Source organism: Streptomyces sp. NPDC096046 (assembly GCF_040303285.1).
Classification (GTDB): Bacteria; Actinomycetota; Actinomycetes; order Streptomycetales; family Streptomycetaceae; genus Streptomyces.
In genome coordinates this window covers 15372-38658 of record NZ_JBEOSZ010000059.1, presented here as the reverse complement: position 1 = coordinate 38658, position 23287 = coordinate 15372, and the positions used below count along the sequence as shown (strand labels likewise).

Genomic DNA, 23287 nt, shown 5'->3' with positions numbered 1-23287 from the left:
ACTCGTGGTTGCCGAGCGCCGCCGCGTCATAGTCCATGGCGTTCATCGCCTGCGCCATCGGGTGCACCGGGCCGCCCTCGGCCGTGATCGGGTCGCGACGCCGCGGAGATCCATCAGAAGCCCCCACGTCCGAAGGCGGCCTCGGCGACGGCCTCGCGGCGGCGGGCCGGAACCCGACAGCGAACCGACAGCTCGGCTTTACCCGTGTCCTGCCGCGAACGGGTCAGGATTCGACAAGGTCTGAACAGCCGGTCCCCAGGGGCCGTACCTCTCGGCAGATCACGAACTTCCCCGGAAGGAACGTCAGCATGACCAGCGAATCAGTTCAGCCGATGTCGGGACCGAGCCGCCGCACCGTCGTGGCGGCGGTCGGCGCGGCGGGGCTCACCGTGGCGCTGACGGCGTGCGGGTCGGACGACAAGGCGTCCGACCCGTCCACCGAACAGGGCGCCGCGAGCGGCGGTGCGACGAACGAAGGGGGCGGCTCGTCCGACGGAGCGGGGGCCGGTGGTGCGGCGCTCGCGAAGACCGCCGACATCCCGGAGGGCAGCGGCAAGATCTTCAAGGACGAGAAGGTGGTGGTCTCGCAGCCGGCCGCGGGCGACTACAAGGCCTTCTCGACGATCTGCACCCACCAGAAGTGTCCGATGGTCGACCTCAAGGACGATGTCATCTCCTGCGCCTGTCACGGCAGTCAGTTCTCCGTCCTGGACGGAAGCGTGAAGAAGGGGCCGGCGGTCCAGCCGCTGGAGGCGAAGCAGATCAGCGTGAACGGCGACTCCATCACGCTCGCCTGATCCCACCCGCACGCTTCAGGCACGCCAGCACCTCGTCCGTGGTCGCGACCGTGGCGACCAGGGCGAGGGTGTGGCGGATCATCGCGGGGGTGTAGTCGGCGGGCACTCCCGCGATGGCGTCCGCCGGGACGACGACGGTGTAGCCGCGGTTCACGGCGTCGAACACGGCGTTGGGTACGGCCACGTTGGCCGAGACGCCGGTGACGATCAGCGCGCGGCAGCCGAGGTTGCGCAGCAGCGGATCGACGTCGGTGCCGTGCAGGGGGGACAGGCCGTGCAGACGCCGTACGACGAGGTCCTCCTCGGCGACCTCGATCGGGGCGGCCACCCGCACCGCCGCGGTGCCGGTCAGCTGCTGGACGGGCAGGCGTGCCGCGGCGCGGAAGAGGCGGGCGTTGCTGTTCGCGCCACGGCCGTCGGGGCGGCGCTCGGCGAGGGCGTGGACGACCTGGACACCGCCGTCGTGGGCGGCCGCCACCAGGCGGGCGACGTTGGCGAGGGCGCCACCTGCGCGCGCCTGCGCGGCGAGTTCGGGCAGTGCGCTGTCGGCCCCGACGACGCCCTCCTGGCACTCGACGGTGAGCAGCACGGTGGTGCGCGGTTCGAGGAGTTCGCTGAGCGCTTCGTACGAGGGCACGTCTCCCCCTGTCGCCGGCGGCCGGGCGAGCGTAGCCACCGTTGCGCGCGAACGGAAGAGCACCCATCCTTTTCTGACGTGATGTCAGAGGATCTCCTCTGACACGACGTGGGAGAAAGAGGGGGCGCATGACCGTCACTCAGCAGCAGCGCAGGGGCCGGAAGATCATGATGACGCCGGGCGAGCTGGACGACTTCCTGACCACGCAGCGCACCTGCCGGGTGGCCACGGTGTCGGCGGACGGCGCGCCGCACGTCAGCACGCTGTGGTTCGCCTGGGACGGCGCCTCGATGTGGCTCTACTCGGTCGTCCGCAGCAAGCGGTGGACCGATCTGCGGTGCGATCCCCGCGTGGCGATCGTGGTCGACACCGGCGAGGAGTACGACGAGCTGCGCGGTGCCGAGCTGTCCGGCAGCGTCGAGTTCGTGGGCGAGATACCCCGCACCGGCGAGCTGCGCGCCGAACTCGACGTGCCGGAGACGCTGTTCGCACGGAAGAACTTCGGCCTGGAGGAGATGCCGCACGACGGCCGGCACGCGTGGATGCGTCTGACGCCGCAGAAGATCGTCTCCTGGGACTTCCGCAAGCTGGCCGGGAAGTAGCTCTCGGGAGTGTTCAGCCGACGCTCTCCCCCGCCGCCCGCAGGGCCTGCACCGCCGCCCGGATCGAGGGGCGGCGGTCCGCGTCCGCGCGCCAGACGACGTACACGTGCCGCCGGACCCGCTGGGTGACCGGGACGGTCACCACCCCGTCGGGCACCGGGTGGCGGCCCAGCAGTGGGGCGATGCACACCCCGAGGCCCGCGGCGACCAGCCCGAGCTGCGTGTGCGTCTCCGCCGCGCGGTGGCCGACGATCGGCTCGATGCCCTTCGAGCGGAGCGTGAACATCAGCCACTCGTGGCAGAACTCACCGTCGCCCCAGGTGATCCACTCGTCGTCGGCGAACTCGCCGAGGTCCACCTCTTCGCGCCCTGCGAGCCGGTGGTTCGCCGGCAGGGCGACCTCGGCCGGGTCGTCCAGGATCGACGCCTTGACCAGGTCCTCGGGCAGTGCCATGGGCTTGTTGTACCAGTCGAGCACCACGGCGAGGTCGAGGTCGCCGCGCACGACTCCGGCGATGCCCTGCTCCGGTTCGAGCTCGCAGGAACGCAGCCGGAGCGCGGGATGCCGCTCGCGCAGTGCGGCCAGCGCGTGCGGGAACAGGCCACGTGCGGCCGTCGGGAACGCCGAGAGCCTGAGCTCGCCGACGACCTGCCCGCGCTGCGCCTCCAGGTCCGACTGGGCGAGTTCGACCTGGGACAGGATGCGCGCGGCATGCTCGGCGAGCAGCCGGCCCGCGTCGGTGAGCCGCACGCCCCGGCCGTTCTTGGCGAGGAGCCGCTGACCGACCTCGCGTTCCAGCTTGGCCAGTTGTTGCGAGACGGCGGAGGTCGTGATGTGCAGCCCGTCGGCCGCTCCGCTCACCGAGCCGTGCCGGGCGAGGGCGTCGAGGGTGCGCAGGCGCTCCAGGTTCAACATGTAAGCAATGCTACGCAGTACCGGGTGCGAAATCTCGATTGTGCTACGAGGTTGTGGTGCCGCATCGTGGCCGGCATGAGCACCGTCACCACCCCGTCCGGGCGGGTAGCCACCGCGCCGCCCGCACCTGCCCGCCACCGTCTGGACTGGCGTCTGCGGTTCGCCGCCCTGTCCCTGATCTGGGGCTTCAGCTTCCTCCTCATCAAGGTGGGCACCGAGGGCTACGCGCCGTTCCAGGTGACGCTCGGCCGGCTGGTGTTCGGCACGGTGGTGCTGGCCGCCGCGATGGCCGTGCGCCGTGAGGGACTGCCGCGCGGCGCACGCGTCTGGGCGCATCTGACGGTCGCCGCGTTCCTGCTGAACGCCCTGCCGTTCTCCCTGTTCGCCTACGCCGAACTGACCATCCCGTCCACGCTGGCGGGCATCTGCAACGCGACCTCACCGCTGTGGGGCATGGCGCTGTCGCTGGTCGCCCTCTCGGAGGACCGCCCGACCCGGGTGCGGGTCGCGGGGCTCGGCCTGGGCTTCCTCGGGGTGCTCACGGTGCTGGGCGCCTGGCAGGGCTTCCACGGCCTGGACGCCACCGGAACGGCACTGGCCCTGCTGGGCTCCCTCAGCTACCCCATCGGCTGGATCTACGTCCGCCGCACCCTGGCCGGCACCGGCCCTTCGCACCTGTCGATGACCGGCGCCCAGTTGCTGCTCGCGACGGTCCAGCTGGCCGTCGTCACCCCGCTGTTCACCACCGTGCCCACCCGCGTGTCCGTCGTGCCGTTGCTGGCGATCGCCGCCCTGGGCGCCCTGGGCACGGGCCTGGCCGTGCTCCTCCAGTACGGCCTGGTCGCCGAGGTCGGCCCTACGACCGCCCAGATGGTCACGTACTTCATCCCGGTCATCGCCACGGCCGCCGGTGTCGCCCTCCTCGGCGAGACGCTCACTTGGTCGACCCCGATCGGGGCACTGATCGTCCTGACGGGCGCGGCACTCACCCAGGTACGACCGAAGCCCCGGCAGACGTCTCTCCCGTAACCGCACGGGCCCGGAGCGCCGGGATCGCCGTTCCGCGGACACAGCCCGGCACGCACGGCGACCCGACGACCGAGGCCGGCGCCTCAACCGCGCCTCCCCAGGGCCGAGACACCGGAACCGTTCGGCAGACACAGCCCCGCACGCACGACGACCCCACGACCGAGGCCGGCACCTCGGCCGTGGCCCACCGGGCGACCTCCTTGCAGCGGCTCCAGGGCCGAAGCCGGCGTCTCAGCCGTTCCCGCACCGGCCCGTGCCTCCGTGGTCGAAGGCCGATGCGCCGGGCGGGGAATCAGTCGTAGCTGCGCGCGGGGGCGGGGCCGACGGCCGAGGCGATCGCGTCGGCCAGCGACTCGATCTCGGGCTCGGCGAGCGTCGAGACGGTCACCCGGATGCCGGGCGGTGCGCTCAGCCGGAAGCGGGCTCCGGGGGCCACCGCCCAGCCGGCGTGCAGCAGCCGGGCGACCGCGCCGGTCTCGTCCGGCACGGGCACCCACACGTTCATGCCGCTGCGCCCGTACGACGCGACACCGCGCCGGTCGAGCGCGCCGATCAGCGCGTCCCTCCGCCGTCCGTAGGACGCCGCCACCTGGGCCGTGTCCACCACGCCGTCGGCCCACAACCGAAACAGGGCCCGCTGCATCAGTCGGCTCACCCAGCCCGGGCCGAGCCGGTGCCGTCCGCGGACCCGGTCGACGGTGACCCCGTCCCCGGTGAGCACGGCGAGACGCATATCAGGGCCGTAGGCCTTGGCGGCCGAGCGCACGAACGCCCAGTGCCGGGTGGTGCCGGCCAGGGGGTGCAGGGGCACGTCGACGATGCCGTGACCGTGGTCGTCCTCGATGAGCAGGACCTCCGGGTGCTCGCGGAGCACGGCACGCAGGGCACGCGCGCGCGGAGCGCTCACCGCGGCGCCGGTCGGGTTCTGCGCCCGGTCCGTGACGATCAGGGCCCGGGCCCCGGACTCCAGCGCCCGGCGCACGTCCTGTGCGCGCGGTCCCTCGCCGTCGACGCCGACGGGGACGGTCCGCAGCCCGAGCGCGGGCACGAGATCGAGGGTGCGGCCCCAGCCGGGATCCTCGACGGCGACGGTGTCACCGGGCTTGAGGTGAGCCGCCAGCACCCGTTCGACGCCGTCGAGGGCCCCGGAGACCACGGCGAGCGGCCCGTCCGGCACTCCGTCGGCGTCGAGTCCGGTCCGGGCGATCCGGGCCAGCTCCGGTTCCACGGCCAGGCCCCCGTAGAGCACGGGCTCCCGGTCACCCTCGGCGGCCGCCGCCGCGAACGCGCCCGCGAGCGGCGGCAGCAGCGCCGGGTCCGGATTGCCCTGCGCGACGTCCCGCACGCCCTCGGGAACCTCCACCCTGATGTGGTCCCGCCCGGTCGTCGCCGGTGCGGGCCGCACCCGGCTGCCGCGCCGGCCGGCGGTCTCGATGACCCCGCGCTCGCGCAGAGTCCGGTACGCGGCCGCGACCGTGTTGGGGTTCACCCCTAGCTGCTCCGCCAACTCCCGCATGGGTGGCAGCGATTGACCGGGCCTCAGCTCACCGGCCCCCACCACGCGCTCGATGCTCGCGGAAATGTCCGCTGCGCGACGCCCACTGATCCGATACTCTCCTAGCACAAAACCAATTATGCACTAGTGCAATGGAGAGCGCCATGCAGGGGACCGCGCAGACGCCGTCGCATCCCGAGACCGGCTACACCCCGACCGACCGCACCGTCCCGACCCGCTCCCCGGACCGGGCCTCGTACGACAGGGAACGGGTGCACGCGATACTCGACGAGGCCTACGTCTGTCATCTCGGTTTCGTCCGCGACGGAGCGCCGGTGGTTTTGCCCACGCTGTACGCCCGGGTCGGCGAGCGCCTGTACGTACACGGCTCGACGGGCTCGCGTCCGCTGCGGGCGGCCGGACAGGCCGACCCGGGCCTCGCGGTGTGCCTGACGGTCACGCACGTCGACGGACTGGTCCTGGCCCGCTCGGCCTTCCACCACTCGATCAACTACCGCTCCGTAGTGGTGCACGGCGTCGCCCACGACGTGACGGACCCCGAGGAGAAGCGGCGGGCCCTGGACGCGCTGGTCGACCACGTCGTGCCCGGCCGCTCCGCCGACTCCCGGCCCGCCGACAAGAAGGAGCTGGCCGCCACCGCCGTGATCCGCCTGGATCTGGACGAGGTCTCCGCGAAGCTGCGCACCGGCGGCGTGAACGACGAACCGGAGGACCTCGCCCTCCCCCACTGGGCCGGTGTCGTCCCGGTGCGGCGCACCTACGGCACACCGGTTCCCGACCCGGGCCTGGCCCAAGGCACCGAACCGCCCGGCTACCTCGAGGCCCTGTGATGCTGATCCACCCCTGGGACGCGCCCCGCGACGACACCGAATGGCAACGGTGGCTGGCCGATCACGACTTCGGCCAGCCCGCCGTCAACGGCCTGCCGGGCGAGCCACCCCACGTCCAGCCCCTGCACTTCGCCCACGACCCCGAGCGCAACGTCGTCCTCACCCACCTCGCCCGCCCGAATCCGCTCTGGCCCGCACTGGAGGCCGACCCGGAGGTGGTGCTGAGCGTGGTCGACGACTACGTGTACGTGCCCGGCCCCTGGCAGGCCGCCCCGGACGTCCCGCCCGGGCACGGCACCCCGACGAGCTTCTACGCGGCCGTCCAGCTCCGCTGCCGCGCCCATGTCGTGGACGACCCGGCGGAGAAGGCCGCGCTCCTCAACCGCCAGGTCGACCACTTCCAGCCACGGGGCGGTTCCGCGCGGGCCGCGGTGGGCGAGGCCCCCTACGGCAGGATGCTCGCCGGGATCCGCGGCCTGCGCCTCGAGGTGAGGGACGTGCGGGCGAAGTTCAAGTACGCCGGCCACAGGACGGACGAGGTCCGGGACCGGATCGCCGCGGGCCTCGCGGCCCGCGGCGGGCCGGGCGACGCGAAGGCCCGCGACCACCTCCTGCACCGGCAGCGGGCGTAGGCCGCGAGGCCCGCCCTACACGGCCATCACCGGCTCCTCGCCCTTACGCGCACCCCGCGCCTCCCCGATCGCGAGGCCCGCCACCGAGCCGAGCATCAGCAGGGTCCCGGCCAGCGTCGCCACCGTGAGGTGCTCGCCGAGCAGGACGACGGCGAGCACCGCCGCACTCACCGGTTCGAGCAGCATGATCACCGAGACGGTGGCGGACCGTACGACGGCCGCGCCCGCGAAGTAGAGGCCGTAGGCGAGTGCCGTGGGGACGGCGGCGACGTAGACCAGCAGGAGCAGGAGCCGGCCGGGTTCCTCGGTGTGCGGCAGGAGTCCCTCCGTCAGGGCGAGGGGCAGCAGGCACAGGCTCGTGACGGCGAAGGCCCCGGTGGTCGTCCCGGAGGCGTCGGCCTCGCCGGCGCGGCCCCACCGGCGGATGAGCAGCGTCATCACGCTGTACCCGGCCGCGGACAGCAGCGCGAGCAGCACACCCACCGGTCGTACGGTCGCGCCTCCGCCGCCGAGGACGAGAACCGCGAGCCCGGCGAGGGCGCCGCCGACGGCGAGGGTGCCGCCCCGGCCCAGGCGCTCGGCCAGGGTCAGCCGGGCCCCGAGCGCGATGAGGACGGGACCCGCGCCCAGGGTGACGACGGTGGCCACGGCCAGGCCGGTGGCGGAGACGGCCGCGAAATACGCGGTCTGGAAGACGGCGAGCCCGAGCCCCATGACCCCGGACCGCAGCGCCCGGCGGCCGAGCGGCTCCCGCACGGGCGTCGCGGCACGCGGCCGCAGCGGGCGGACGGCGAGCAGCAGGAGGAGACCGGCGGCGCAGCGCCAGAAGGAGAGGGCGACGGGCCCCATGTCACTGGTCCGGTAGACCAGGGAGGCGGCCGCGCCCGCGGTGCCCCAGGCGGCACCGGCGACGATCAGATAGAGGAGGCCTCGCCCGATGGGCAGGCCGGATGCGGTGTTCGACATGTGTTCTCTCCGCAGACGCGCACGCACGCCACCCGCGTCGGGTGGCGGCCGGATGCGCGGAAGTTCGGGAAGGGCCCCGGATCGGTCGGGATCAGCGGGGTCCGCGGACTTCGTCTGCGGGCAGCACCGTTCGGCCCGGCGGCTCATCGCCGGGCGCGGTTTCCGGAGGGCCCGCCTCAGGCGGCCGGCGGCGGAAGAACGAGTGCGTTCGAAGGCATGATCGACACCTTAGGCGCTGGTCCCGCGCCCTGACAATTGCCTTTTCGGGCCGCCGCTCGCCACCGGCTGCCCGGACCCCTTGGCGGGTGTCGAGGACTGCGCGATGAACGCGCCCACCAGCACGATCACCCCACCGGCGATCTGCGGCGCCGAGAGGTGCTCGCCGAGCAGGACCCAGGCCAGGACGGTGGCGATGACCGCCTCGATGCAGGCCACGACTCCCGCGACCTGCGGGGAGAGCCGGCGCACGGAGAGCACACCGGTGATGTAGGCGACGACCGTTGCGACGAGGACGATCCACGCCAGCAGGACGACGGCGGCGACGGGCCTGCCGTCCATGCTCGCGGTGCCCCGGAGGACCGACCAGTCCATGGTCCAGGGCCGTGCGACCACGGTTAGCACGGCCGCGCCGACGAGCAGCCCGTAGGCGATGACGCCGAGCGGGTCGGGTGCCTCGTCCCCGGCGTCGCCGCCCTGGTCGGACAGCACGAAGTAGCCGACCTGGCAGCAGGCCGCGCCGAGCGCGAGCAGCAGTCCGAGGACGTCGAAGCCGAGACCGGACCAGACCTCGACGACACAGGCGAGTCCGCCGACCGCGAGGACGACACCGACGGCCGCGGCACGCGTCACGGGCCGCTTCTGCACGAACCTCACCCAGCCCAGCACGAGCGCGGGTGCCAGGTACTCGATGAGCAGCGCGACCCCGACGGGGATCCGGGAGAGCGCGGCGAAGTAGCAGGCCTGGACACCGGCGACGGCGAGCAGGCCGAACCCGGCCAGCAGCCCGGGGCGCCTGCGCAGCAGCGCCCGGTGCCGCACGGCGAGCGGCAGCATGACCAGGGCCGCCCCGGCCACGCGCAGCCACACCACGTGCAGCGGGTCCAGGCCCGCCTCGATCAGCGGCTTGGCCGCGACACCGGATCCGCCGAAGGCGACCGCGGACAGGAGCGCGAGGCCGAGCCCCACCCCCCTGCCGCGCCCGCTCGCGCTGCTGTCAGAGGTACGCACCGGCACATGATGGCAGGCCTTGACAGGAGCGTCATCCCCTATGGCACCTGTCTCACAGCCTGGACGGGAGGAGCGGCCCCAGGTCACGCGGCTCAGTGCGTGGCTTCGCCGCACTCCTCGGTGACGGCGGGCCGGCCGTCGAGCCGGGCGTGCACCTCGCGCGGGTCGATGCCGGCCCGTTCGAGCACCTCTACGGCGCGCGCCTGCGGGTCGACGACGATCGCCGCGAGCAGGTCGGTGCCACGGGCCGGCCCGCCGCGCTCGGACCCGCGCGCGCAGGCGTACTCCATGGACGCGGCGGCGAGCGGGGAGAAGCCCGCCGTTTCGGTCACGAGGGGGACGGCGCCGGAGTCCTCCACACCGCTCTGCCAGCGCAGGCCGTAGCCGATGCTGCGCTGGACGAGATAACCGAGCAGCCGCGCGATCTGCGGTCCCTCACCGATGACGGCACGCGCGTCGGGGTCGGACTCCAGCAGCGAGTGGAGCAGATGGGCGGTGTCGATCTGCCGGTCCCCGTCCCGGACCGCCCGGCGCCGGGCACCGCCGACCACCGACGCCAGCTCGTCACTGAGCCTGGCATCGTTGTCCACGCGCTGGATGCCGTGCTCATGGGCCGACTGCCGGGGGTTACGGGGTTGCACATCCTCTACCCCATCAGCCCCGCGGGCCCGGGTCATCCCCGGAGGGAAGCATCTTCGCGTCCCACGGAAAGTGGACGCCGGTGGCCGGAATCTCCTCCTTGCGGAGGAGATCAGGCGGATCCGGGGAGAGGCACCGGCCTGCCTGACGGTTCGTCAGTATTGAACATCGCGGCCGCTGCGGCTACGTTCCGCGACACCGGCCCGATACGAAGAGGTGGTCGCATGGCCGAAGTCAGCGCGCAGGCACGCATCGGAGCGCCGGCCGAGAAGGTATGGGCGAGACTCACGGACTGGTCCGCGTACGGCGAGTGGAACGCGACCCACACGAGTTTCCCGGCGGGCGGCCCGGAGCCTCTCGCCGTGGGCGCGACGTTCTTGGAGAACATGCTGCTGATGAACTTCCCGGCCGAGGTGGCCTGGACCGTCGAGGAGCTGGAACCGGCCCGCGTGCTCGCCCTCCGCGGCAAGGGCCCGATGGCGGTGACGGTCGCGACGCGTTACACCCTCGCGCCCGACGGCGGCGCCACGACGGTCCGCATCGACGGTGAGTTCACGGGCGCGACGGTGTCCCTGATGGCGGGCAAGCTCAAGGACTCGGCCACGGCGGCCCTGCACGAGTCGCTGCGCAGGCTGGACGGTCTGGTGGCCTGACACCCCCCGGCACGCCGACGCGCCCCCGGAGGGATCCGGGGGCGCGTCGTGCCCGCGCCCTTCAGTCCTCGTCGGCGAGGATGAGGTACATCTTCTTGCGGGCCTCGTTGATGACGCCGACCGCCTTCTCGCGCTGCTCCTTGCTGCCGGTCTTCCAGACCTGGCCGAAGGCCTCCATCAGACCGAAGCCGGCCTGGCGGATCTCACCGAGGGCCTCCCAGTCGACCCCGCGGGAAGCCTCCTCCCAGGGGGCCTCGGGCCCCTCGCCGGCTGCCTCGCGGCCCGCCTCGGTGAGCGAGAACAGCTTCTTGCCGCCCTCGGAGGCGCTGACGATCAGCCCTTCGTCCTCCAGCAGCTGGAGGGTGGGGTACACCGAGCCGGGGCTGGGCTTCCACGCCCCGCCGCTGCGCTCGGCGATCTCCTGGATCATCTCGTAGCCGTGCATCGGCCGGTCTTTCAGCAGGGCCAGGATCGAGGCGCGTACGTCACCGCGCCGCGCCCTTCCCCTCGGGCCCCCACGCCCTCGTCCGCCCCAGGGGCCCGGCCCACCGGGTCCGCCCCAGCCGGGGCCGCCCGGGCCGCCGGGCCCGAACGGACCGAAGGCCGACCGCAGCCCTTCGAAGCCGCCCCGGCCGTGCTGCGGGCCGCCGTGTCCATGTCCACGCTCGAATCCGTGGGTACGCATCCCAACCACTCTCCATTCCATCGTTGATCTGTCGCGATGCTTCAACGATATATCGGTAATGCGCCGAGGGCAAGGACCTGCTCGCGGCACCCGGCCGGCGGAACCGGGCCGCCACTCCCGGATTGGCCTTGGTCTGCGGCCCCGGCGCAGCCCTAACGTCGGGGCCATGCGGATCCGAATCGTCGACGCCTTCACCGATCGCCCCTTCACCGGCAACCCGGCCGGGGTCCTGCTCCTGACCGACGCGGACGCCTTCCCGGACGACACCTGGTTGCAGAGCGTCGCCCTGGAGGTCAACCACGCCGAGACCGCCTTCGCCCACCCGCTGCCCGAGGGCGCCGGGGCCGACTGGGCGCTGCGCTGGTTCACGCCGGCCACCGAGGTCGCGATGTGCGGCCACGCGACCCTCGCCACCGCCCACGTCCTGCACACGACCGACGCCCACGAGGGCCCGGTCCGGTTCGCCACGCGCAGCGGCGTCCTGGTCGCCACCCCCGCCGCGGACGGCTCTGTCACCATGGACTTCCCGACGGCCCCGCTCACCCGCCTCGACCCGCCCCACGGCCTCGCCGAGGCGCTCGGAGCCGAGCCGCTCACCGTCCTCGACACCGGCCCGCACGTCGGCGACCTGCTCGTCGAGATCACCGACGAGAAGACGGTGCACGCCCTCCGCCCCGATCTGAAGGCCCTCGCCGCCCACTCCGAGCGCGGCGTCATCGCCACCGCCCTGGCCGAGGACCCCGCCCGGGGCTACGACTTCGTCTCGCGCTGCTTCTTTCCGAACGTCGGCATCGACGAGGACCCGGTGACCGGCAGCGCCCACACCGCACTCGCCCCGTTCTGGTCCGAGCGCCTGGGCCGTCCGGGGCTCACCGGACTCCAGGCCTCACCCCGCTCCGGCCGCGTCCGCACGGAACTGCGGGGCGGGCGCACCCTGCTGACGGGCAGGGCGGTCACCGTCATCGAGGGCGACCTGATGGCCTGAGACGAGAGAAGGGGCGTACGACGGTGTCGTACGCCCCTTCCGCACCGCTTCAGGCCGTCGGCAGCCAGCCCACCTTGCCCGCCAGCAGCGCGTACCCGACGAACGCCCCGATGTCGAGCAGCGAGTGGGCCACCACGAGCGGGCCGACGCGCCCCCAGCGGCGGTAGAGGTGGACGAAGACGACACCCATGACCATGTTCCCGATGAAGCCGCCGACGCCCTGGTAGAGGTGGTACGAGCCGCGCAGCACCGCGCTGCCGGCCAGCGCCGCCGTCGGAGTCCAGCCCAGCTGGCCCATGCGGCGCAGCAGATACCCGACGACGATCACTTCCTCCAGTACGGCGTTCTGGATCGCCGAGAGGATCAGCACCGGGTACTTCCACCACACCTCGGGCAGCGCCTCGGGCACCACGGTGAGGTTGAAGCCGAGACCGCGGGCCGCGAGGTAGAAGGCGATGCCGGTGCTGCCGATGACGGCCGCGATCGCCGCCCCGCGGCCGAGGTCGGGCCAGGGGCGGGTGCGGTCGAAGCCGATGGTGCGCAGGCTCGCGCCCTCACGCAGCAGGAAGTGCGCGACGAGCGCGACGGGCACGAGGGCCGTGGTGATGCCGAAGAGCTGCCAGGCGAGGTCGAGCCAGGGCCGGCCGGGCGCGGCCGAGGCGTTCAGCGTGGCCGCCTGGTCCTTGAGCCCGCCCGGCTTGGTGACCGACCCGACGAAGCTGATCAGCGCGGACACTCCGCTCGCGCCCAGCGAGAGCGCGAGGACGAGCAGTGTCTCGTGGCGGAGCATTCGCCGTGAGAGCCCTTGCTGTGGATTGGGATCGCCCACCGGGCTCGTCTCCGCCTGCACACCCGCCTCCACTTCACCGACCTGTCGGATCAGTATGGCGGCAACGGAATGTCACCCCGACGGCGGCGTCATCCCAGCGACACCGGCTCCCGCAGCCCCACCGGCCAGCTGTGCACCGGCTCTCCCTTGTGCATCAGCTCGCGGTAGCGCCGGGTCGTGGCGGCCAGGGCGTCCTCCCGGGAGAGGCCGGCGTCCAGTGCCTTGTGGAAGGTGGCGGCCTGCCAGCTCGCCCCGTTCACCCGGCGGCGGCACCGTTCCTCGATCACGCCCAGGTACAGATCGCGGTCGGCCGGCTCGACACCCCAGGCGTCCAGCCCCGCCTCGGCGAGCGGCAGCAGCTCGTCCCGGACCAGGCTCACGGCGTCGACCTCGGCGGTGCCGCCGTACCGGCCGCGCCGGGGCCAGGTGAAGCGGGCGTCGATGCCGTCCTTGCACGCGGCGTCGAAGTTGGCGGCGGCCGCCTCGAAGGGCAGCCGGGACCACACCGGCCGGGACTCCTCCGCGAGCGCCCGCACGACGCCGTAGAAGAAGGCCGCGTTGGCGATGACGTCGACGACGGTGGGACCGGCCGGCAGGACGCGGTTCTCCACGCGCAGGTGCGGGACGCCGTCGGCGATGCCGTAGACGGGGCGGTTCCAGCGGTAGATCGTGCCGTTGTGCAGGACGAGTTCGGCGAGCGAGGGTGTGCCGCCCTGGTCGAGGACCTTCAGCGGGTCCTCGTCGTCGCAGATCGGCAGCAGGGCCGGGTAGTAGCGCAGGTTCTCCTCGAAGAGGTCGTACGCCGAGGTGACCCAGCGCTCCCCGAACCAGGTGCGCGGCCGGACGCCCTGGGCCTGGAGCTCGGGCGGGCGGGTGTCGGTGGACTGCTGGAACAACGGGGGCCGCGACTCGCGCCACAGCTCGCGGCCGAAGAGGAAGGGCGAGTTGGCGCCGACGGCGATCTGCGCGGCGGCGACCGCCTGGGCCGCGTTCCACACGTCGGCGAAGCGGGCCGGGGTGACCTGGAGGTGCAGCTGCACGGAGGTACAGGCGGCCTCGGGCGCGATGGACTTCGAGGTGCAGCTCAGGTGCTCCACCCCGTCGATGTCGAGGGTGAACTCCTCGCCGCGGGCGGCCACGATCTGATCGTTGAGGAGGGTGTAGCGGTCGACGTCGGAGAGGTTCGACGACACCAGGTCGTCACGGTCGAGAGTCGGCAGAATACCGATCATCACAATACCGGCGTCGACCTCGCCTGCTTTTCGGTCGGCATATGCCAGCGACGTACGGAGTTCCTCCGCGAGCCGGTCGAATACCCGGCCCCCCAGACGGTGTGGGGGGATGTTCACTTCCAGGTTGAACATGGCGAGTTCTGTTTGGAAATCACGACTCGCGATGCGTTCGAGGACTTGCCCGTTCAACATTTTCGGCATGCCGTCGGCGCCTGCGAGATTCAATTCGATCTCCAGCCCCATGAGGTTCTGGGGGCGATCGAACCGCTTCTCCGCCAGGAGTCGCTCCAAGCCCGTCAGACACTGACGCAGCTTGTCGCGGTAGCGCTGGCGATCGGACAGGTCGAACCGGCCCGCCACGACCTTCTCCCCCATCGAAGCGTCCCTTCTCGGTGATGCGGGCCGGGATCCGGCTGCCCGGGTCCCGGTCAGGTGGAGGATGCCCAGCGAAAGCGATCGATAACGTCCCGCGCGGGTCCGCCGGCCGCTACGCTGGCCATGTGTGACCGGTGGCACATTCACTCGGCATGACGCACCGGACGGGTTTCGGGTCCCGCGAACTCGTGAAAAACGCCGACAAGAATACGCCGACCGGCTCGCGGACATTCACCGAGGTCATCGCCGTGCACCCCCGCTCGGAATCGGGATGATTCTCGCGTATCGCCGACCGAATGTACCCTTGTTCTACTCACCGGAAACGGCTAGCCGAAACACAGTCTCAACCCGTGTCGTATAAACTCCGCGACAAGGCAGAAGGTTGGCGCCCACGGTCGACGGGTCCTGCCGCCGAGGCGACGCGGATCCCACCCCCCTCTCGTTCACGACCCGGCCCCTGCCCTTCTGACCCTCGTGAGCTGACAGCGCCGTCCGCCCCCGCCCTCGCGCCACCGTGCCTTTGAATGAGAGGCGACCCACCATGCCGCTGCATGTCCCTCCGGCTCCCGCGCCCGCACTCCGTTCCGTCCTGACTGCGCTCTCCTCTCCCACCGCGGTCCGCGAGGCGCGAACTCCCTCCATGCTCGGCACGCGGGGACCCGCCACACCCGAGCTCCCGCTGCCCGTGCACGTCCTCGACCACGTCACGGCCGAGGGCGTCTCGGCGACCCGGCTGGCCGGGTGGCGCTTCCTGATCCGCTGCGGCGACCACGCCGTGGCCGCGGCGGAGACCATGCTGACCGCCGACGGCTGGGCCTTCTCGCACTTCTTCGAGGGTCCGTACATCACCTCCACCGAGCGCGCCCTGAGGCAGGCGGAGACGATGCCGCAGCCGTACCAGCCCCGGCTGCTGTCGGTGCCCGGCCTGTACATGCTGACGCTCTGGCTGCACGAGGACTGCGCCGCGGACGGCGCCGACGGACACCCCGCCGCCACCGATCTGCTCGTCCCGCTGGCGCCCGCGCCTCCGGGCATCGCGGCCCACCGTCCGCACCGCGTCGCCGAACTGCTTCCGGTGCTGACCCACCGGGCGGCTCCCACCAGACTGCTCGGCTCGCCCGCCTGAAGAGCCGCGAGTTCCCCGCACCCCGTCGCCGCACTTCGGCGGCGGGGTCGTTCTTTTGCCACCCGATCGCTCACACGAACGTCTTTTCGCTCACGCGATCGCTCTTTGGAGCACTTTATGGCTCGTACGAGCCGGGATGGCCGTCGGCCCGGGCGGACTAGCCCTATCCGGCCACTGCGAACCACCCGAAGGGACGGCCCAGTTGGGATGAACCGTCCACGCGGGTGACGCGTCATGAACCTGTGAGAAGCCGTGACGCGAAATCCCTGCGGAGCGACGCCCGTGGGGCAACACTGGGTTCCGACGACTTATCACAACGGGGGGCGGCCATGAACGACACTTCTAGCCGCGGAACAGACACGACCGACTCGACCGACGCAGTCTCATCGTCCATCTCGACCCAGCGAAAGATCCCACCCATGTGCCAGCACCAGACCCAGTGCCCCTCAGCCGACTCCGCCGACCGGGAGTCCGCCCGCCTCGTGGCGCACCACCCGGAGCAGGGATGGAGCCTGCTGTGCAACGGCGTGGTGCTCTTCGAGGACACCGGCGAGCTCCTGCCGGACGGCCGGGCCATCGCGCCGCACCGTCCGCCGGCGGGCCAGGTGATGACGGCCGCCTGAGGCCGTTCGGCGGAGCGACGCCCCGTCGGCACAGATGAGGGGCCGGCCGCGGGACGCCCCGCGCACCGGCCCCGAGGCACGTGTGGGGCTCGTCGCTTTCCGTCACCGGCGGCCACGTCCCGTTCCCGGCTCGTACGCCTTCCCACCGGGGCCCGTCTTCCGGAAGACTCCTGGAAGTTTCGCGGTCACCCGTCGACGGAGGTGGGCAAGTGGGAGCACGTGAGGCCGACGCCGGGGGCAAGGTCACGATCACGGAGATCGCCCGGCAGGCCGGCGTGTCCGTACCGACCGTGTCCCGGGTCGTCAACGGCCGGTCCGACGTGTCGCCGCGGACCCGGGCCCGCGTCGAGGCCCTGCTGCGCCGGCACGGCTACCGCAAGCGCCCCACGGCTCCCGGCACCCGTGCCGCCCTGCTCGACCTGGTCTTCGACGACCTCGACAGCCCCTGGGCCGTGGAGATCATCCGGGGGGTCGAGGAGGTCGCGCACGCGGCCGGGGTCGGCACGGTGGTGTCGGCCATCCACGGGCGGTCGGGTGACGCCCGCGAGTGGATGCGCAATCTGCGGGCCCGCGCCTCCGACGGCGTCATCCTCGTCACCTCGGCCCTGGACCCGAGCCTGCACGAAGAGCTGCGGATCCTGGGCGTGCCCCTGGTGGTCGTCGATCCGGCGGGGTCGCCCTCCCTGGACGCCCCCACGATCGGCGCCGCGAACTGGTCGGGCGGTCTGGCGGCCACCGAGCATCTGCTGTCCCTCGGACACCGCAGGATCGGCCTGATCGCCGGCCCGCCCCGCCTGCTGTGCTCGCGGGCCCGGCTGGACGGCTACCGCGCCGCCCTGGAGGGCGCCGGCATCTCGCCGGACGCGTCCCTCGTGGTCACCGGCGACTTCCGCCCCGAGTCCGGTTTCACCGCCTGCACCACGCTGCTCGGCCTGCCCGAGCCGCCGACCGCCCTGTTCGCGGCCAGCGACCAGATGGCACTCGGCGCGATCGAGGCACTGCGCCGGCACGGGCTGCGGGTGCCGCAGGACATGAGCGTGGTCGGCTTCGACGACCTCCCGGAAGTCCGCTGGTCGGCCCCGCCCCTGACGACCATCCGCCAGCCCCTGGCCGACATGGGCGAACTGGCCGTGCGCACGGTGCTCCGGCTGACCCGCGACGAGCAGCCGGACTCACCGCGCGTGGAGCTCGGCACCGACCTGGTGGTACGGGCGAGCACCGCACCACCGGCCTGAGCCCCCGTACGGGGGAACGGCGCCCCGCCGCCCCCGGTCCGGCAGGGCGCCGCCCCCGGCTACCGCCCCCCGAGCGCCGAACGCAGCGCGAAGTACGCGGGCTTGGGCCGCAGTTCCTCGTCCCACGGCAGGGCCGCGCCCTCACCCGGGAAGACCGCCGGGATCCATGAGTACTTGTCGGTGTAGTCCCACAGCGTGATGCCGACACACCGGCGGACCGCCAGGCAGGCCGCGGTCAGATCGGCGTACCACTGGGCCTGCCGGGCCAGCTTCTCCTGCGTCGCGGGCAGTTGCATCCGTATGTCGACCTCGGTGAGGGCGGTGTCGAGGCCGAGCCGGGAGAAGCGGCGGAGGTTGTCCTCCACGGTGTCCGGATAGCCGTACTGCAGGGCCAGGTGGGCCTGGAGGCCGATGCCGTGCAGCGGGACGCCCGCGGCCTTCAGTTCCTTGGCCAGCCGGTGGTAGGCGTCGCTCTTCGGGCCGATCCCCTCGATGTTGTAGTCGTTGAGGTACAGCTTGACGCGTGGATCGGCCTGGTGCGCCCAGCGCAGCGCGTCGGCGATGTAGCCGGGCCCGAGCGTCTTGTAGAAGACCGACTCCCGGTACGTGCCGTCCTCGTTGAACGCCTCGTTGACGACGTCCCAGGCGAACACCTTGCCCCGGTAGTGCCGTACCTCGGTCTGGATGTGCTTCTTCAGCACGGCTCTCAGCTCCGGGGCCGTCCACTCCCTGTTCGTGATCCACTCGGGCAGCTGGCTGTGCCAGACCAGGGTGTGGCCGCGCACCTTCTGCCGGTTGGCGCGGGCGAGGTGCACGATCTCGTCGCCCTGGGAGAAGTCGAACACGCCCTGCTGGGGCTCGGTGGCGTACCACTTCATGCCGTTGCCGGGCGTGATCTGGTCGAACTCGCTGCCGAGCAGGGCCTTGTAGGGCCCGTCCACGAGCTCGGGATTGTCGGTGGCGCTGCCGAAGTAGCGGCCGTGCCGCTGGGCGAGGTCGGCGAGGGTGGGCTGCTGGTGACCCGCCTGGGCGGGCGTGCCGGCGCCGATGCCCGCGGCGACCAGGAGCGCCGTGACGGCGCCGATGAGTCTCAGACGGTTCTTGCGCATGGTGCGACTCCTCACGACGGGGATGGGCGAGAACAGAGCCGTACGGCCGCGGCGCGCGTCAGCCCTTGGTGGCGCCGGCGGTGAGGCCTCCGACGAGTTGGCGCTCGGCGACGGAGTAGAACGCGAGGGCGGGGACCATGGCCAGCACCAGATAGGCGAAGACCTTGGCGTACTCCGCGGAGTACTGCCCCTGGAACTGCTGGACGCCGATCGGCAGCGTCCACCACTGTGCGTCGGTGAACACCAGCAGCGGCAGGAAAAAGTTGTTCCAGCTGGTGACGACGGCCAGCACGGAGACGGTGCCGAGCGCGGGCCGCGCCATGGGCAGCAGCACCCGCCAGAAGAAGCCGAACGAGCTGCACCCGTCGAGCGTGGCCGCCTCCTCCAGCTCGCCGGGGATCTGCCGGAAGAAGCCCCGCAGGATGATGATCGTCATGGGCAGTCCGAAGGCGGCCTGCGGGAGGATCACGCCGAGCGGGTTGTCCAGCAGGTCCAGGGAGCGCAGCAGCAGGAACAGCGGCAGGGCCGCTACCGCGAACGGGAACATCAGCCCCATGGTGAACAGCGTGAACAGCGCCTCGCGGCCGCGGAAGGCGAACCGCGCGAAGGAGAAGGCCGACAGGGCGGAGACCGCGACGATCAGGACGGTCGTGCCCACCGCGATCAGCGTGCTGTTGCCGATCAGCCGCCAGAAGTCCCCCGAGCCGAGGATCTGGGTGTAGTTGGAGGTCACCCACGACTCGGGCAGACCGACCGGGTTGCGGGAGAGCTCGTCGGTGGACTTGAAGCCGGACAGCACGGCGTAGAGCAGGGGGACGGCCATGACCGCTCCGACGACGGTCAGTACGAGGTGCAGGCCCCAGGTCCTGCCGCCCCCACGCGTCTTCTGACGGGTGTTCACTTCGCGTCACCCCGCATGGTCGTGGTGGCACCTTCCAGGTCGCGCCGGAGGACGAACCGCTGGTAGGCGAGGGCGAAGACCAGGCTGATGCCGAACATGACCACGCTGATCGCGCTGGCGTAGCCGACCTGGTAGCGCTTGAAGCCGTACTGGAACATGGTCACGGCCATGGTCTCGGAGTGGTGGTCGGGGCCGCCCGCGGTGGTGACCCACACCAGGTCGAAGAGCTGGATCGCCCCGATGACCGACAGGAAGACGCTGATGCGCAGGGTGGGCGCGAGCAGGGGCAGGGTGACATTGCGGAACCGCTGCCAGGCACTCGCCCCGTCGATGAGCGCCGCCTCGGTCAGTTCCCGGGGGACCGCCTGCAGTCCGGCCAGGTACAGCATCATGTGGAAGCCGAAGTACTTCCAGGTCATGACCAGGAACAGGGTCGCCATGACGGTGGACGGATCCGCGAACCACTCACCGCCCAGCCCCGCCAGCCCGATCCTGTCGAGGACCTGGTCGGCGAAACCGTCGTCCGGGGCGAAGATCATGCCGAAGAGGATGCCGGTGATGGCCTCGGACAGGACGTACGGGGCGAAGAACAGCATCCGGTACACCGCCCGCCCGCGCATCCGCTGGTTGAGCAGGACGGCCATGGCGAGCGCGAACGGCAGCTGGACAGCGAGCGACAGCACCACGAGGACCAGGCAGCGCCACAGGTCGCCGAGGAAGACCTCGTCCTGGAAGAGCCGGGTGAAGTTCTCGCCGCCGATGTAGTCGGACGGCATGCCGAAGCCGCCCCAGCGGAAGAACGCGGCGTAGAGGGCGAACAGCATCGGCAGCAGCACGAGCCCGGCGAACAGCACCAGGGCCGGGAGCTGGAAGCCGGCCGCGGTGAGCCAGTGCAGTGCGCGCCGCCGGGCCCGCCCGGTGGGCCGGTCCGCGGCCGGGGGCGGGGCACCGGCACCGGCGCCGGTACCGGTCCGTTTGTCCGGCAGGAACGTGGAGGTCATCGCCGGCTACTGCTCTTCCTTCGCGGTCTTCGTGATCGACTGGGCGACCTGCCCGGGCGACTTGGAACCGGCGATGAGCGCGGCCACACTGTCGTTGACCTCCTGGCCGACGGCGGGCGCGTACGCCTGGTCCAGGTAGAGCTGGAAACCGGTGGCCGCCTTCAACTGGGCCTGTACGGCCTTGATGTTGGGGTCGGCGATGGCGCTCTCGGCCGCGGGCACCACGGGAAGGACACCGGTCTTCTTGACCAGTTCGAGGTCGGTGGCCTCGGACGCGAAGAACTCGAGGAAGTCGACGGCCGCCTGCGGGGCGCCCCGGCGCAGCGCGTGCCCGCCGCCTCCGCCGAACACCTCCGTGATGGCGCCCTTGCCGCCCTCGACCGCGGGGAACGGGAAGAATCCGAGGTCCTTGCCGAGGCCCTTGCCCGCGTCGGCCTGAACCGTGGGCGCCCACTGGCCCATGAGCTCCATCGCCGCCTTGCCGTTGCCGACGGTGGCGGCCTGGCCGGTGGGGGTGGAGTAGGCGGCGCCCAGGTATCCCTTCTGGAACGGCTGGAGGCCGACGAGTTCCTTCAGGTGCTCGCCCGCCTCCACGAAGGGCGCACCGGTGAAGTCCTTGGCGTCGTAGGCCTTCTGCAGCGCCTCGGCGCCGGCGGTGCGCATCGCCAGGTAGGCCCAGTAGTACATGCCGGGCCACTTCTCCTTGCCGGCCAGTGCCAGCGGGGTGACCTCGGCGGCCTGGAGCTTGCGTACGGCGTCGAGGAAGCCGTTCCAGGTGGTCGGCGGCTCGGTTATGCCTGCCTTCTTGAAGAGCGCCTTGTTGTACCAGAAGCCGATCATGCCGATGTCGAACGGGATGCCGTAGGTCTGGTCGTCGATGAGGTACGGCTCCCTGGCGACCGGCAGCAGGGCGTCGGCCCATGGCTTGGTGCGGTCCGTGAGGTTCTCGACGAGGCCGGCGTCGACCTGCTGCTTCAGCACGCCGCCGCCCCAGGTGTGGAAGATGTCGGGCAGCTTCCCGGAGGCGGTCAGCGCCGTCATCTTGGACTTGTAGCCGTCGTTCTCCATCTGGACGATCTTTATCTTGACCTTGGGGTTCTGTGCCTCGAACTTCCGGGCGAGGGCGGCCCAGACGTCTTTGGAGGGCTGAGTGGTGGAGATGTTCCACCACTCGATCGTGGTCGTCCCCGACGCCCCTCCGTCCGAGTCCCCGCCGCATGCGGTCAGTGCCGTCGTCCCCAGACCGGCCGCGGCGGAGGCCGCCAGGAAGCCGCGGCGGGACAGTGCGGGGTCGCCCATCATGCGCTCCTCGAAAGTTTCGAATGAGATCCAGAAAGCTTCGCTGTTGCCGCACCCTAGAGACAGCGGCCAAACGGTGGCAACCCCTTGTACATGGTGAATCTTTCACTGACACAGGCAGCAGATGAGGGGACGAAACATTCGGAACGCCGCACGAACGTTACGAGGCGCGGGTGACGGCCATCACACAGAGTGGCCGTCGGTCGGCCGACGGATCGGCGTCGCCCTCCCGCGAGGCAGAGCCGTCCCCGTCCTTCAACTCGCGTTTCCGCAGGTGCGCCGGTCCCGGCGGGCAGTCTCATCGGAAGCTTGACGATCCCGGCCCTCTCACCCACGGACCACGGCATCACGCTCCGCTTACGCCGATCCGGCCGTCCGGTGACGGCCGGAAATCCTTGAACCGCGCATCGGGAGCACGTCGACGGCCACCACCGAGCACCCTTCACCGAGCCGCCCTTGGGCCCACTCCATCCGGCCACCCGCGTGCCTGGACGGTGGAGGGCCTGCCCGACATGGGCAGGAGCGGCGGCCACACCGGGCCCCATGCCGAAGCGGAGCCCCGCACCAGGGTCGGCCCTGGTGGCGGGTGATGTGCCTGACCGGTGTCGCCTACTTCTCACCCCTCGGACACCAGCCCGGATGGACCAAGGGCGGGCCCTTCGCCAACCCCCTGCGCTGCTTGCTGTTCGGCCAGGGCGGGGTCGCGCCGGCGACCCATGAGGTCCTGAGCCGGGCGGAGCCGGACCTGAAGCGGCGGCCGAGGGTCCACGTGGGGTGAGTCAGGCGGTCGCCCGCCTGCGGCCGAAGCCCCTGCGCGGCGGGCACACCACGACCTGGCCGTAGCGGATCTCACCCGTGATCCGTATGCGCAGCAGGACGGCGTCGTCGGCCGGCCGGCGCGCCTTGATCTCGGAGCACCGCATCACCAGACCGCCGGTGTCCACCATGACACCCGGCCGGGTCAGCAGCTTCAGGACGCCGGCACGCAGGTCCAGGTCGATGTCCAGCGTGTCGTGCGTGATCACCGCGTCGGTGAGGTCGAGCGTCACGTCACCCCACGCCGAACGGATCTCCAGCCGCCGCGGCACCGTCCAGCCGTCGCCCCGCCGGGTCGAGGCCCCTTCCTGCCGGATCCGGACGATGTCCTCCTCCCCGACGGGTGCCCGGCCGGCCGGCGCGGGCAGATCCGCCGTCAGCACGACGAGTTCGCTCACCGTGCGGGCGGACAGCGCGGCCTCCAGCCGCTCGTCCAGCTCCTCCAGGGTCAGCCGGCCCTCGCCCGCGGCGACACGCAGTACGTCCACGGTCCGGTCCCGGTCCTCGTGGGACGCCCGCACCTCGGGCGATCCACCGGTCCGCGCGATCTCGGCCGCCATCACTCCACCCCCGATCTCCCCGGGCACGCCGCCCGGCCCACCCACAGGCCACTAGCGCTATATCGCG

The 23287-nt window shown here is 71.8% G+C and carries 24 protein-coding genes and 1 pseudogene; 11 read left to right on the top strand and 14 right to left on the bottom strand.

Going from position 1 to position 23287, the window contains the following annotated elements; translation table 11 throughout:
• The first annotated feature begins 308 nt into the window (after positions 1-308).
• Positions 309-797: a Rieske (2Fe-2S) protein gene (locus tag ABTX62_RS33555; protein ID WP_352119708.1), complete on the top strand. Its 489-nt coding sequence runs from the start codon at positions 309-311 to the stop codon at positions 795-797.
• On the opposite strand, the gene ABTX62_RS33550 is transcribed toward ABTX62_RS33555, so the two are convergent.
• The gene (locus ABTX62_RS33550) at positions 784-1434 is read right to left on the bottom strand and encodes a cysteine hydrolase family protein (RefSeq protein ID WP_352119707.1); all 651 of its coding nucleotides are present in this window, start codon (positions 1432-1434) and stop codon (positions 784-786) included. The two genes, ABTX62_RS33555 and ABTX62_RS33550, sit on opposite strands and share 14 nt — an antisense overlap.
• Before the next feature lie 128 nt (positions 1435-1562).
• Here ABTX62_RS33550 and ABTX62_RS33545 point away from each other — a divergent pair, with 128 nt between their 5' ends.
• Positions 1563-2036: a pyridoxamine 5'-phosphate oxidase family protein gene (locus tag ABTX62_RS33545; RefSeq protein ID WP_352119706.1), complete on the top strand. Its 474-nt coding sequence runs from the start codon at positions 1563-1565 to the stop codon at positions 2034-2036.
• Between the two features lie 13 nt (positions 2037-2049).
• On the opposite strand, the gene ABTX62_RS33540 is transcribed toward ABTX62_RS33545, so the two are convergent.
• Entirely contained in the window at positions 2050-2952 is a 903-nt protein-coding gene (locus ABTX62_RS33540; protein WP_352119705.1) for a LysR family transcriptional regulator, read from the bottom strand.
• A 75-nt stretch (positions 2953-3027) separates the two neighbouring features.
• Here ABTX62_RS33540 and ABTX62_RS33535 point away from each other — a divergent pair, with 75 nt between their 5' ends.
• Complete coding sequence (locus ABTX62_RS33535) at positions 3028-3981, top strand: DMT family transporter (protein ID WP_352119704.1); 954 nt, start codon at positions 3028-3030, stop codon at positions 3979-3981.
• 292 nt (positions 3982-4273) lie between these two features.
• Here ABTX62_RS33535 and ABTX62_RS33530 read toward each other — a convergent pair whose 3' ends face one another.
• Entirely contained in the window at positions 4274-5605 is a 1332-nt protein-coding gene (locus ABTX62_RS33530; protein ID WP_352119703.1) for an aminotransferase class I/II-fold pyridoxal phosphate-dependent enzyme, read from the bottom strand.
• Between the two features lie 35 nt (positions 5606-5640).
• On the opposite strand from ABTX62_RS33530, the gene ABTX62_RS33525 reads away from it, so the two are divergent.
• Both ABTX62_RS33525 and ABTX62_RS33520 read left to right on the top strand, forming a co-directional pair.
• The gene (locus tag ABTX62_RS33525; protein WP_352119702.1) at positions 5641-6327 is read left to right on the top strand and encodes a pyridoxamine 5'-phosphate oxidase family protein; all 687 of its coding nucleotides are present in this window, start codon (positions 5641-5643) and stop codon (positions 6325-6327) included.
• A complete protein-coding gene (locus tag ABTX62_RS33520) occupies positions 6327-6959 on the top strand; it encodes an FMN-binding negative transcriptional regulator (RefSeq protein WP_352119701.1) in 633 nt (210 codons plus the stop codon). Before ABTX62_RS33525 ends, ABTX62_RS33520 begins: the two co-directional genes overlap by 1 nt.
• Positions 6960-6974: 15 nt before the next feature.
• Here ABTX62_RS33520 and ABTX62_RS33515 read toward each other — a convergent pair whose 3' ends face one another.
• From ABTX62_RS33515 to ABTX62_RS33505, 3 genes are all read right to left on the bottom strand, one after another.
• The gene (locus tag ABTX62_RS33515) at positions 6975-7925 is read right to left on the bottom strand and encodes a DMT family transporter (protein ID WP_352119700.1); all 951 of its coding nucleotides are present in this window, start codon (positions 7923-7925) and stop codon (positions 6975-6977) included.
• A 228-nt stretch (positions 7926-8153) separates the two neighbouring features.
• Complete coding sequence (locus ABTX62_RS33510) at positions 8154-9158, bottom strand: EamA family transporter (RefSeq protein WP_352119699.1); 1005 nt, start codon at positions 9156-9158, stop codon at positions 8154-8156.
• An 86-nt stretch (positions 9159-9244) separates the two neighbouring features.
• On the bottom strand, positions 9245-9793 hold the full coding sequence (locus ABTX62_RS33505; protein ID WP_502998061.1) for a Clp protease N-terminal domain-containing protein: 549 nt from the start codon (positions 9791-9793) through the stop codon (positions 9245-9247).
• Positions 9794-10015: 222 nt separating this feature from the next.
• Between ABTX62_RS33505 and ABTX62_RS33500 the strand changes: the two genes are divergently transcribed.
• Complete coding sequence (locus ABTX62_RS33500; protein ID WP_352119697.1) at positions 10016-10444, top strand: type II toxin-antitoxin system Rv0910 family toxin; 429 nt, start codon at positions 10016-10018, stop codon at positions 10442-10444.
• A 61-nt stretch (positions 10445-10505) separates the two neighbouring features.
• Here ABTX62_RS33500 and ABTX62_RS33495 read toward each other — a convergent pair whose 3' ends face one another.
• A complete protein-coding gene (locus ABTX62_RS33495) occupies positions 10506-11129 on the bottom strand; it encodes a PadR family transcriptional regulator (RefSeq protein WP_352119696.1) in 624 nt (207 codons plus the stop codon).
• Positions 11130-11295: 166 nt separating this feature from the next.
• On the opposite strand from ABTX62_RS33495, the gene ABTX62_RS33490 reads away from it, so the two are divergent.
• Positions 11296-12114, top strand: coding sequence for a PhzF family phenazine biosynthesis protein (locus ABTX62_RS33490; RefSeq protein WP_352119695.1), 819 nt, complete (start codon positions 11296-11298; stop codon positions 12112-12114).
• A gap of 49 nt (positions 12115-12163) precedes the next feature.
• Here the strand turns inward: ABTX62_RS33490 and ABTX62_RS33485 are convergent, their stop codons facing one another.
• Positions 12164-12964 (bottom strand): CPBP family intramembrane glutamic endopeptidase, encoded by an 801-nt coding sequence (locus ABTX62_RS33485; RefSeq protein ID WP_352119694.1) that lies wholly within the window; start codon positions 12962-12964, stop codon positions 12164-12166.
• Positions 12965-13032: 68 nt separating this feature from the next.
• Complete coding sequence (locus tag ABTX62_RS33480; protein ID WP_352119693.1) at positions 13033-14550, bottom strand: glutamate-cysteine ligase family protein; 1518 nt, start codon at positions 14548-14550, stop codon at positions 13033-13035.
• A 541-nt stretch (positions 14551-15091) separates the two neighbouring features.
• Between ABTX62_RS33480 and ABTX62_RS33475 the strand changes: the two genes are divergently transcribed.
• The 3 genes from ABTX62_RS33475 to ABTX62_RS33465 all read left to right on the top strand — a co-directional run bounded on the left by ABTX62_RS33475 (position 15092) and on the right by ABTX62_RS33465 (position 17534).
• Complete coding sequence (locus ABTX62_RS33475) at positions 15092-15676, top strand: hypothetical protein (protein WP_352119692.1); 585 nt, start codon at positions 15092-15094, stop codon at positions 15674-15676.
• 419 nt (positions 15677-16095) lie between these two features.
• Complete coding sequence (locus tag ABTX62_RS33470) at positions 16096-16299, top strand: DUF5999 family protein (protein WP_352119691.1); 204 nt, start codon at positions 16096-16098, stop codon at positions 16297-16299.
• 209 nt (positions 16300-16508) lie between these two features.
• Positions 16509-17534, top strand: coding sequence for a LacI family DNA-binding transcriptional regulator (locus tag ABTX62_RS33465; RefSeq protein ID WP_352119690.1), 1026 nt, complete (start codon positions 16509-16511; stop codon positions 17532-17534).
• Between the two features lie 59 nt (positions 17535-17593).
• Here the strand turns inward: ABTX62_RS33465 and ABTX62_RS33460 are convergent, their stop codons facing one another.
• The 4 genes from ABTX62_RS33460 to ABTX62_RS33445 form a co-directional block, all read right to left on the bottom strand.
• Positions 17594-18643 carry an endo-1,4-beta-xylanase gene (locus ABTX62_RS33460; protein ID WP_352119689.1) on the bottom strand — a complete coding sequence of 350 codons (1050 nt, stop codon included), beginning with the start codon at positions 18641-18643 and terminating at the stop codon, positions 17594-17596.
• A 58-nt stretch (positions 18644-18701) separates the two neighbouring features.
• A complete protein-coding gene (locus ABTX62_RS33455) occupies positions 18702-19466 on the bottom strand; it encodes a carbohydrate ABC transporter permease (RefSeq protein ID WP_237524362.1) in 765 nt (254 codons plus the stop codon).
• 74 nt (positions 19467-19540) lie between these two features.
• On the bottom strand, positions 19541-20545 hold the full coding sequence (locus ABTX62_RS33450) for a carbohydrate ABC transporter permease (RefSeq protein ID WP_352119688.1): 1005 nt from the start codon (positions 20543-20545) through the stop codon (positions 19541-19543).
• Positions 20546-20551: 6 nt separating this feature from the next.
• Complete coding sequence (locus ABTX62_RS33445; protein WP_352119687.1) at positions 20552-21844, bottom strand: extracellular solute-binding protein; 1293 nt, start codon at positions 21842-21844, stop codon at positions 20552-20554.
• Positions 21845-22250: 406 nt separating this feature from the next.
• On the opposite strand from ABTX62_RS33445, the pseudogene ABTX62_RS38045 reads away from it, so the two are divergent.
• Positions 22251-22622, top strand: a pseudogene (locus tag ABTX62_RS38045) (hypothetical protein).
• 1 nt (position 22623) lies between these two features.
• Here ABTX62_RS38045 and ABTX62_RS33435 read toward each other — a convergent pair.
• Positions 22624-23220: a DUF1707 SHOCT-like domain-containing protein gene (locus tag ABTX62_RS33435; protein WP_352119686.1), complete on the bottom strand. Its 597-nt coding sequence runs from the start codon at positions 23218-23220 to the stop codon at positions 22624-22626.
• Between the last annotated feature and the right edge of the window lie 67 nt (positions 23221-23287).

Excerpts from the sequence above, each read along its gene's own strand:
- ABTX62_RS33490 (WP_352119695.1), top strand. The coding sequence starts at position 11,296 with ATGCGGATCCGAATCGTCGACGCCTTCACCGATCGCCCCTTCACCGGC.
- ABTX62_RS33460 (WP_352119689.1), bottom strand. The coding sequence starts at position 18,643 with ATGCGCAAGAACCGTCTGAGACTCATCGGCGCCGTCACGGCGCTCCTG.
- ABTX62_RS33535 (WP_352119704.1), top strand. The coding sequence starts at position 3,028 with ATGAGCACCGTCACCACCCCGTCCGGGCGGGTAGCCACCGCGCCGCCC.
- ABTX62_RS33475 (WP_352119692.1), top strand. The coding sequence starts at position 15,092 with ATGCCGCTGCATGTCCCTCCGGCTCCCGCGCCCGCACTCCGTTCCGTC.
- ABTX62_RS33450 (WP_352119688.1), bottom strand. The coding sequence starts at position 20,545 with ATGACCTCCACGTTCCTGCCGGACAAACGGACCGGTACCGGCGCCGGT.
- ABTX62_RS33480 (WP_352119693.1), bottom strand. The coding sequence starts at position 14,550 with ATGGGGGAGAAGGTCGTGGCGGGCCGGTTCGACCTGTCCGATCGCCAG.
- ABTX62_RS33555 (WP_352119708.1), top strand. The coding sequence starts at position 309 with ATGACCAGCGAATCAGTTCAGCCGATGTCGGGACCGAGCCGCCGCACC.
- ABTX62_RS33470 (WP_352119691.1), top strand. The coding sequence starts at position 16,096 with ATGTGCCAGCACCAGACCCAGTGCCCCTCAGCCGACTCCGCCGACCGG.
- ABTX62_RS33540 (WP_352119705.1), bottom strand. The coding sequence starts at position 2,952 with ATGTTGAACCTGGAGCGCCTGCGCACCCTCGACGCCCTCGCCCGGCAC.
- ABTX62_RS33500 (WP_352119697.1), top strand. The coding sequence starts at position 10,016 with ATGGCCGAAGTCAGCGCGCAGGCACGCATCGGAGCGCCGGCCGAGAAG.
- ABTX62_RS33520 (WP_352119701.1), top strand. The coding sequence starts at position 6,327 with ATGCTGATCCACCCCTGGGACGCGCCCCGCGACGACACCGAATGGCAA.
- ABTX62_RS33455 (WP_237524362.1), bottom strand. The coding sequence starts at position 19,466 with ATGGCCGTCCCCCTGCTCTACGCCGTGCTGTCCGGCTTCAAGTCCACC.
- ABTX62_RS33445 (WP_352119687.1), bottom strand. The coding sequence starts at position 21,844 with ATGGGCGACCCCGCACTGTCCCGCCGCGGCTTCCTGGCGGCCTCCGCC.
- ABTX62_RS33545 (WP_352119706.1), top strand. The coding sequence starts at position 1,563 with ATGACCGTCACTCAGCAGCAGCGCAGGGGCCGGAAGATCATGATGACG.
- ABTX62_RS33495 (WP_352119696.1), bottom strand. The coding sequence starts at position 11,129 with ATGCGTACCCACGGATTCGAGCGTGGACATGGACACGGCGGCCCGCAG.
- ABTX62_RS33525 (WP_352119702.1), top strand. The coding sequence starts at position 5,641 with ATGCAGGGGACCGCGCAGACGCCGTCGCATCCCGAGACCGGCTACACC.
- ABTX62_RS33435 (WP_352119686.1), bottom strand. The coding sequence starts at position 23,220 with ATGGCGGCCGAGATCGCGCGGACCGGTGGATCGCCCGAGGTGCGGGCG.
- ABTX62_RS33515 (WP_352119700.1), bottom strand. The coding sequence starts at position 7,925 with ATGTCGAACACCGCATCCGGCCTGCCCATCGGGCGAGGCCTCCTCTAT.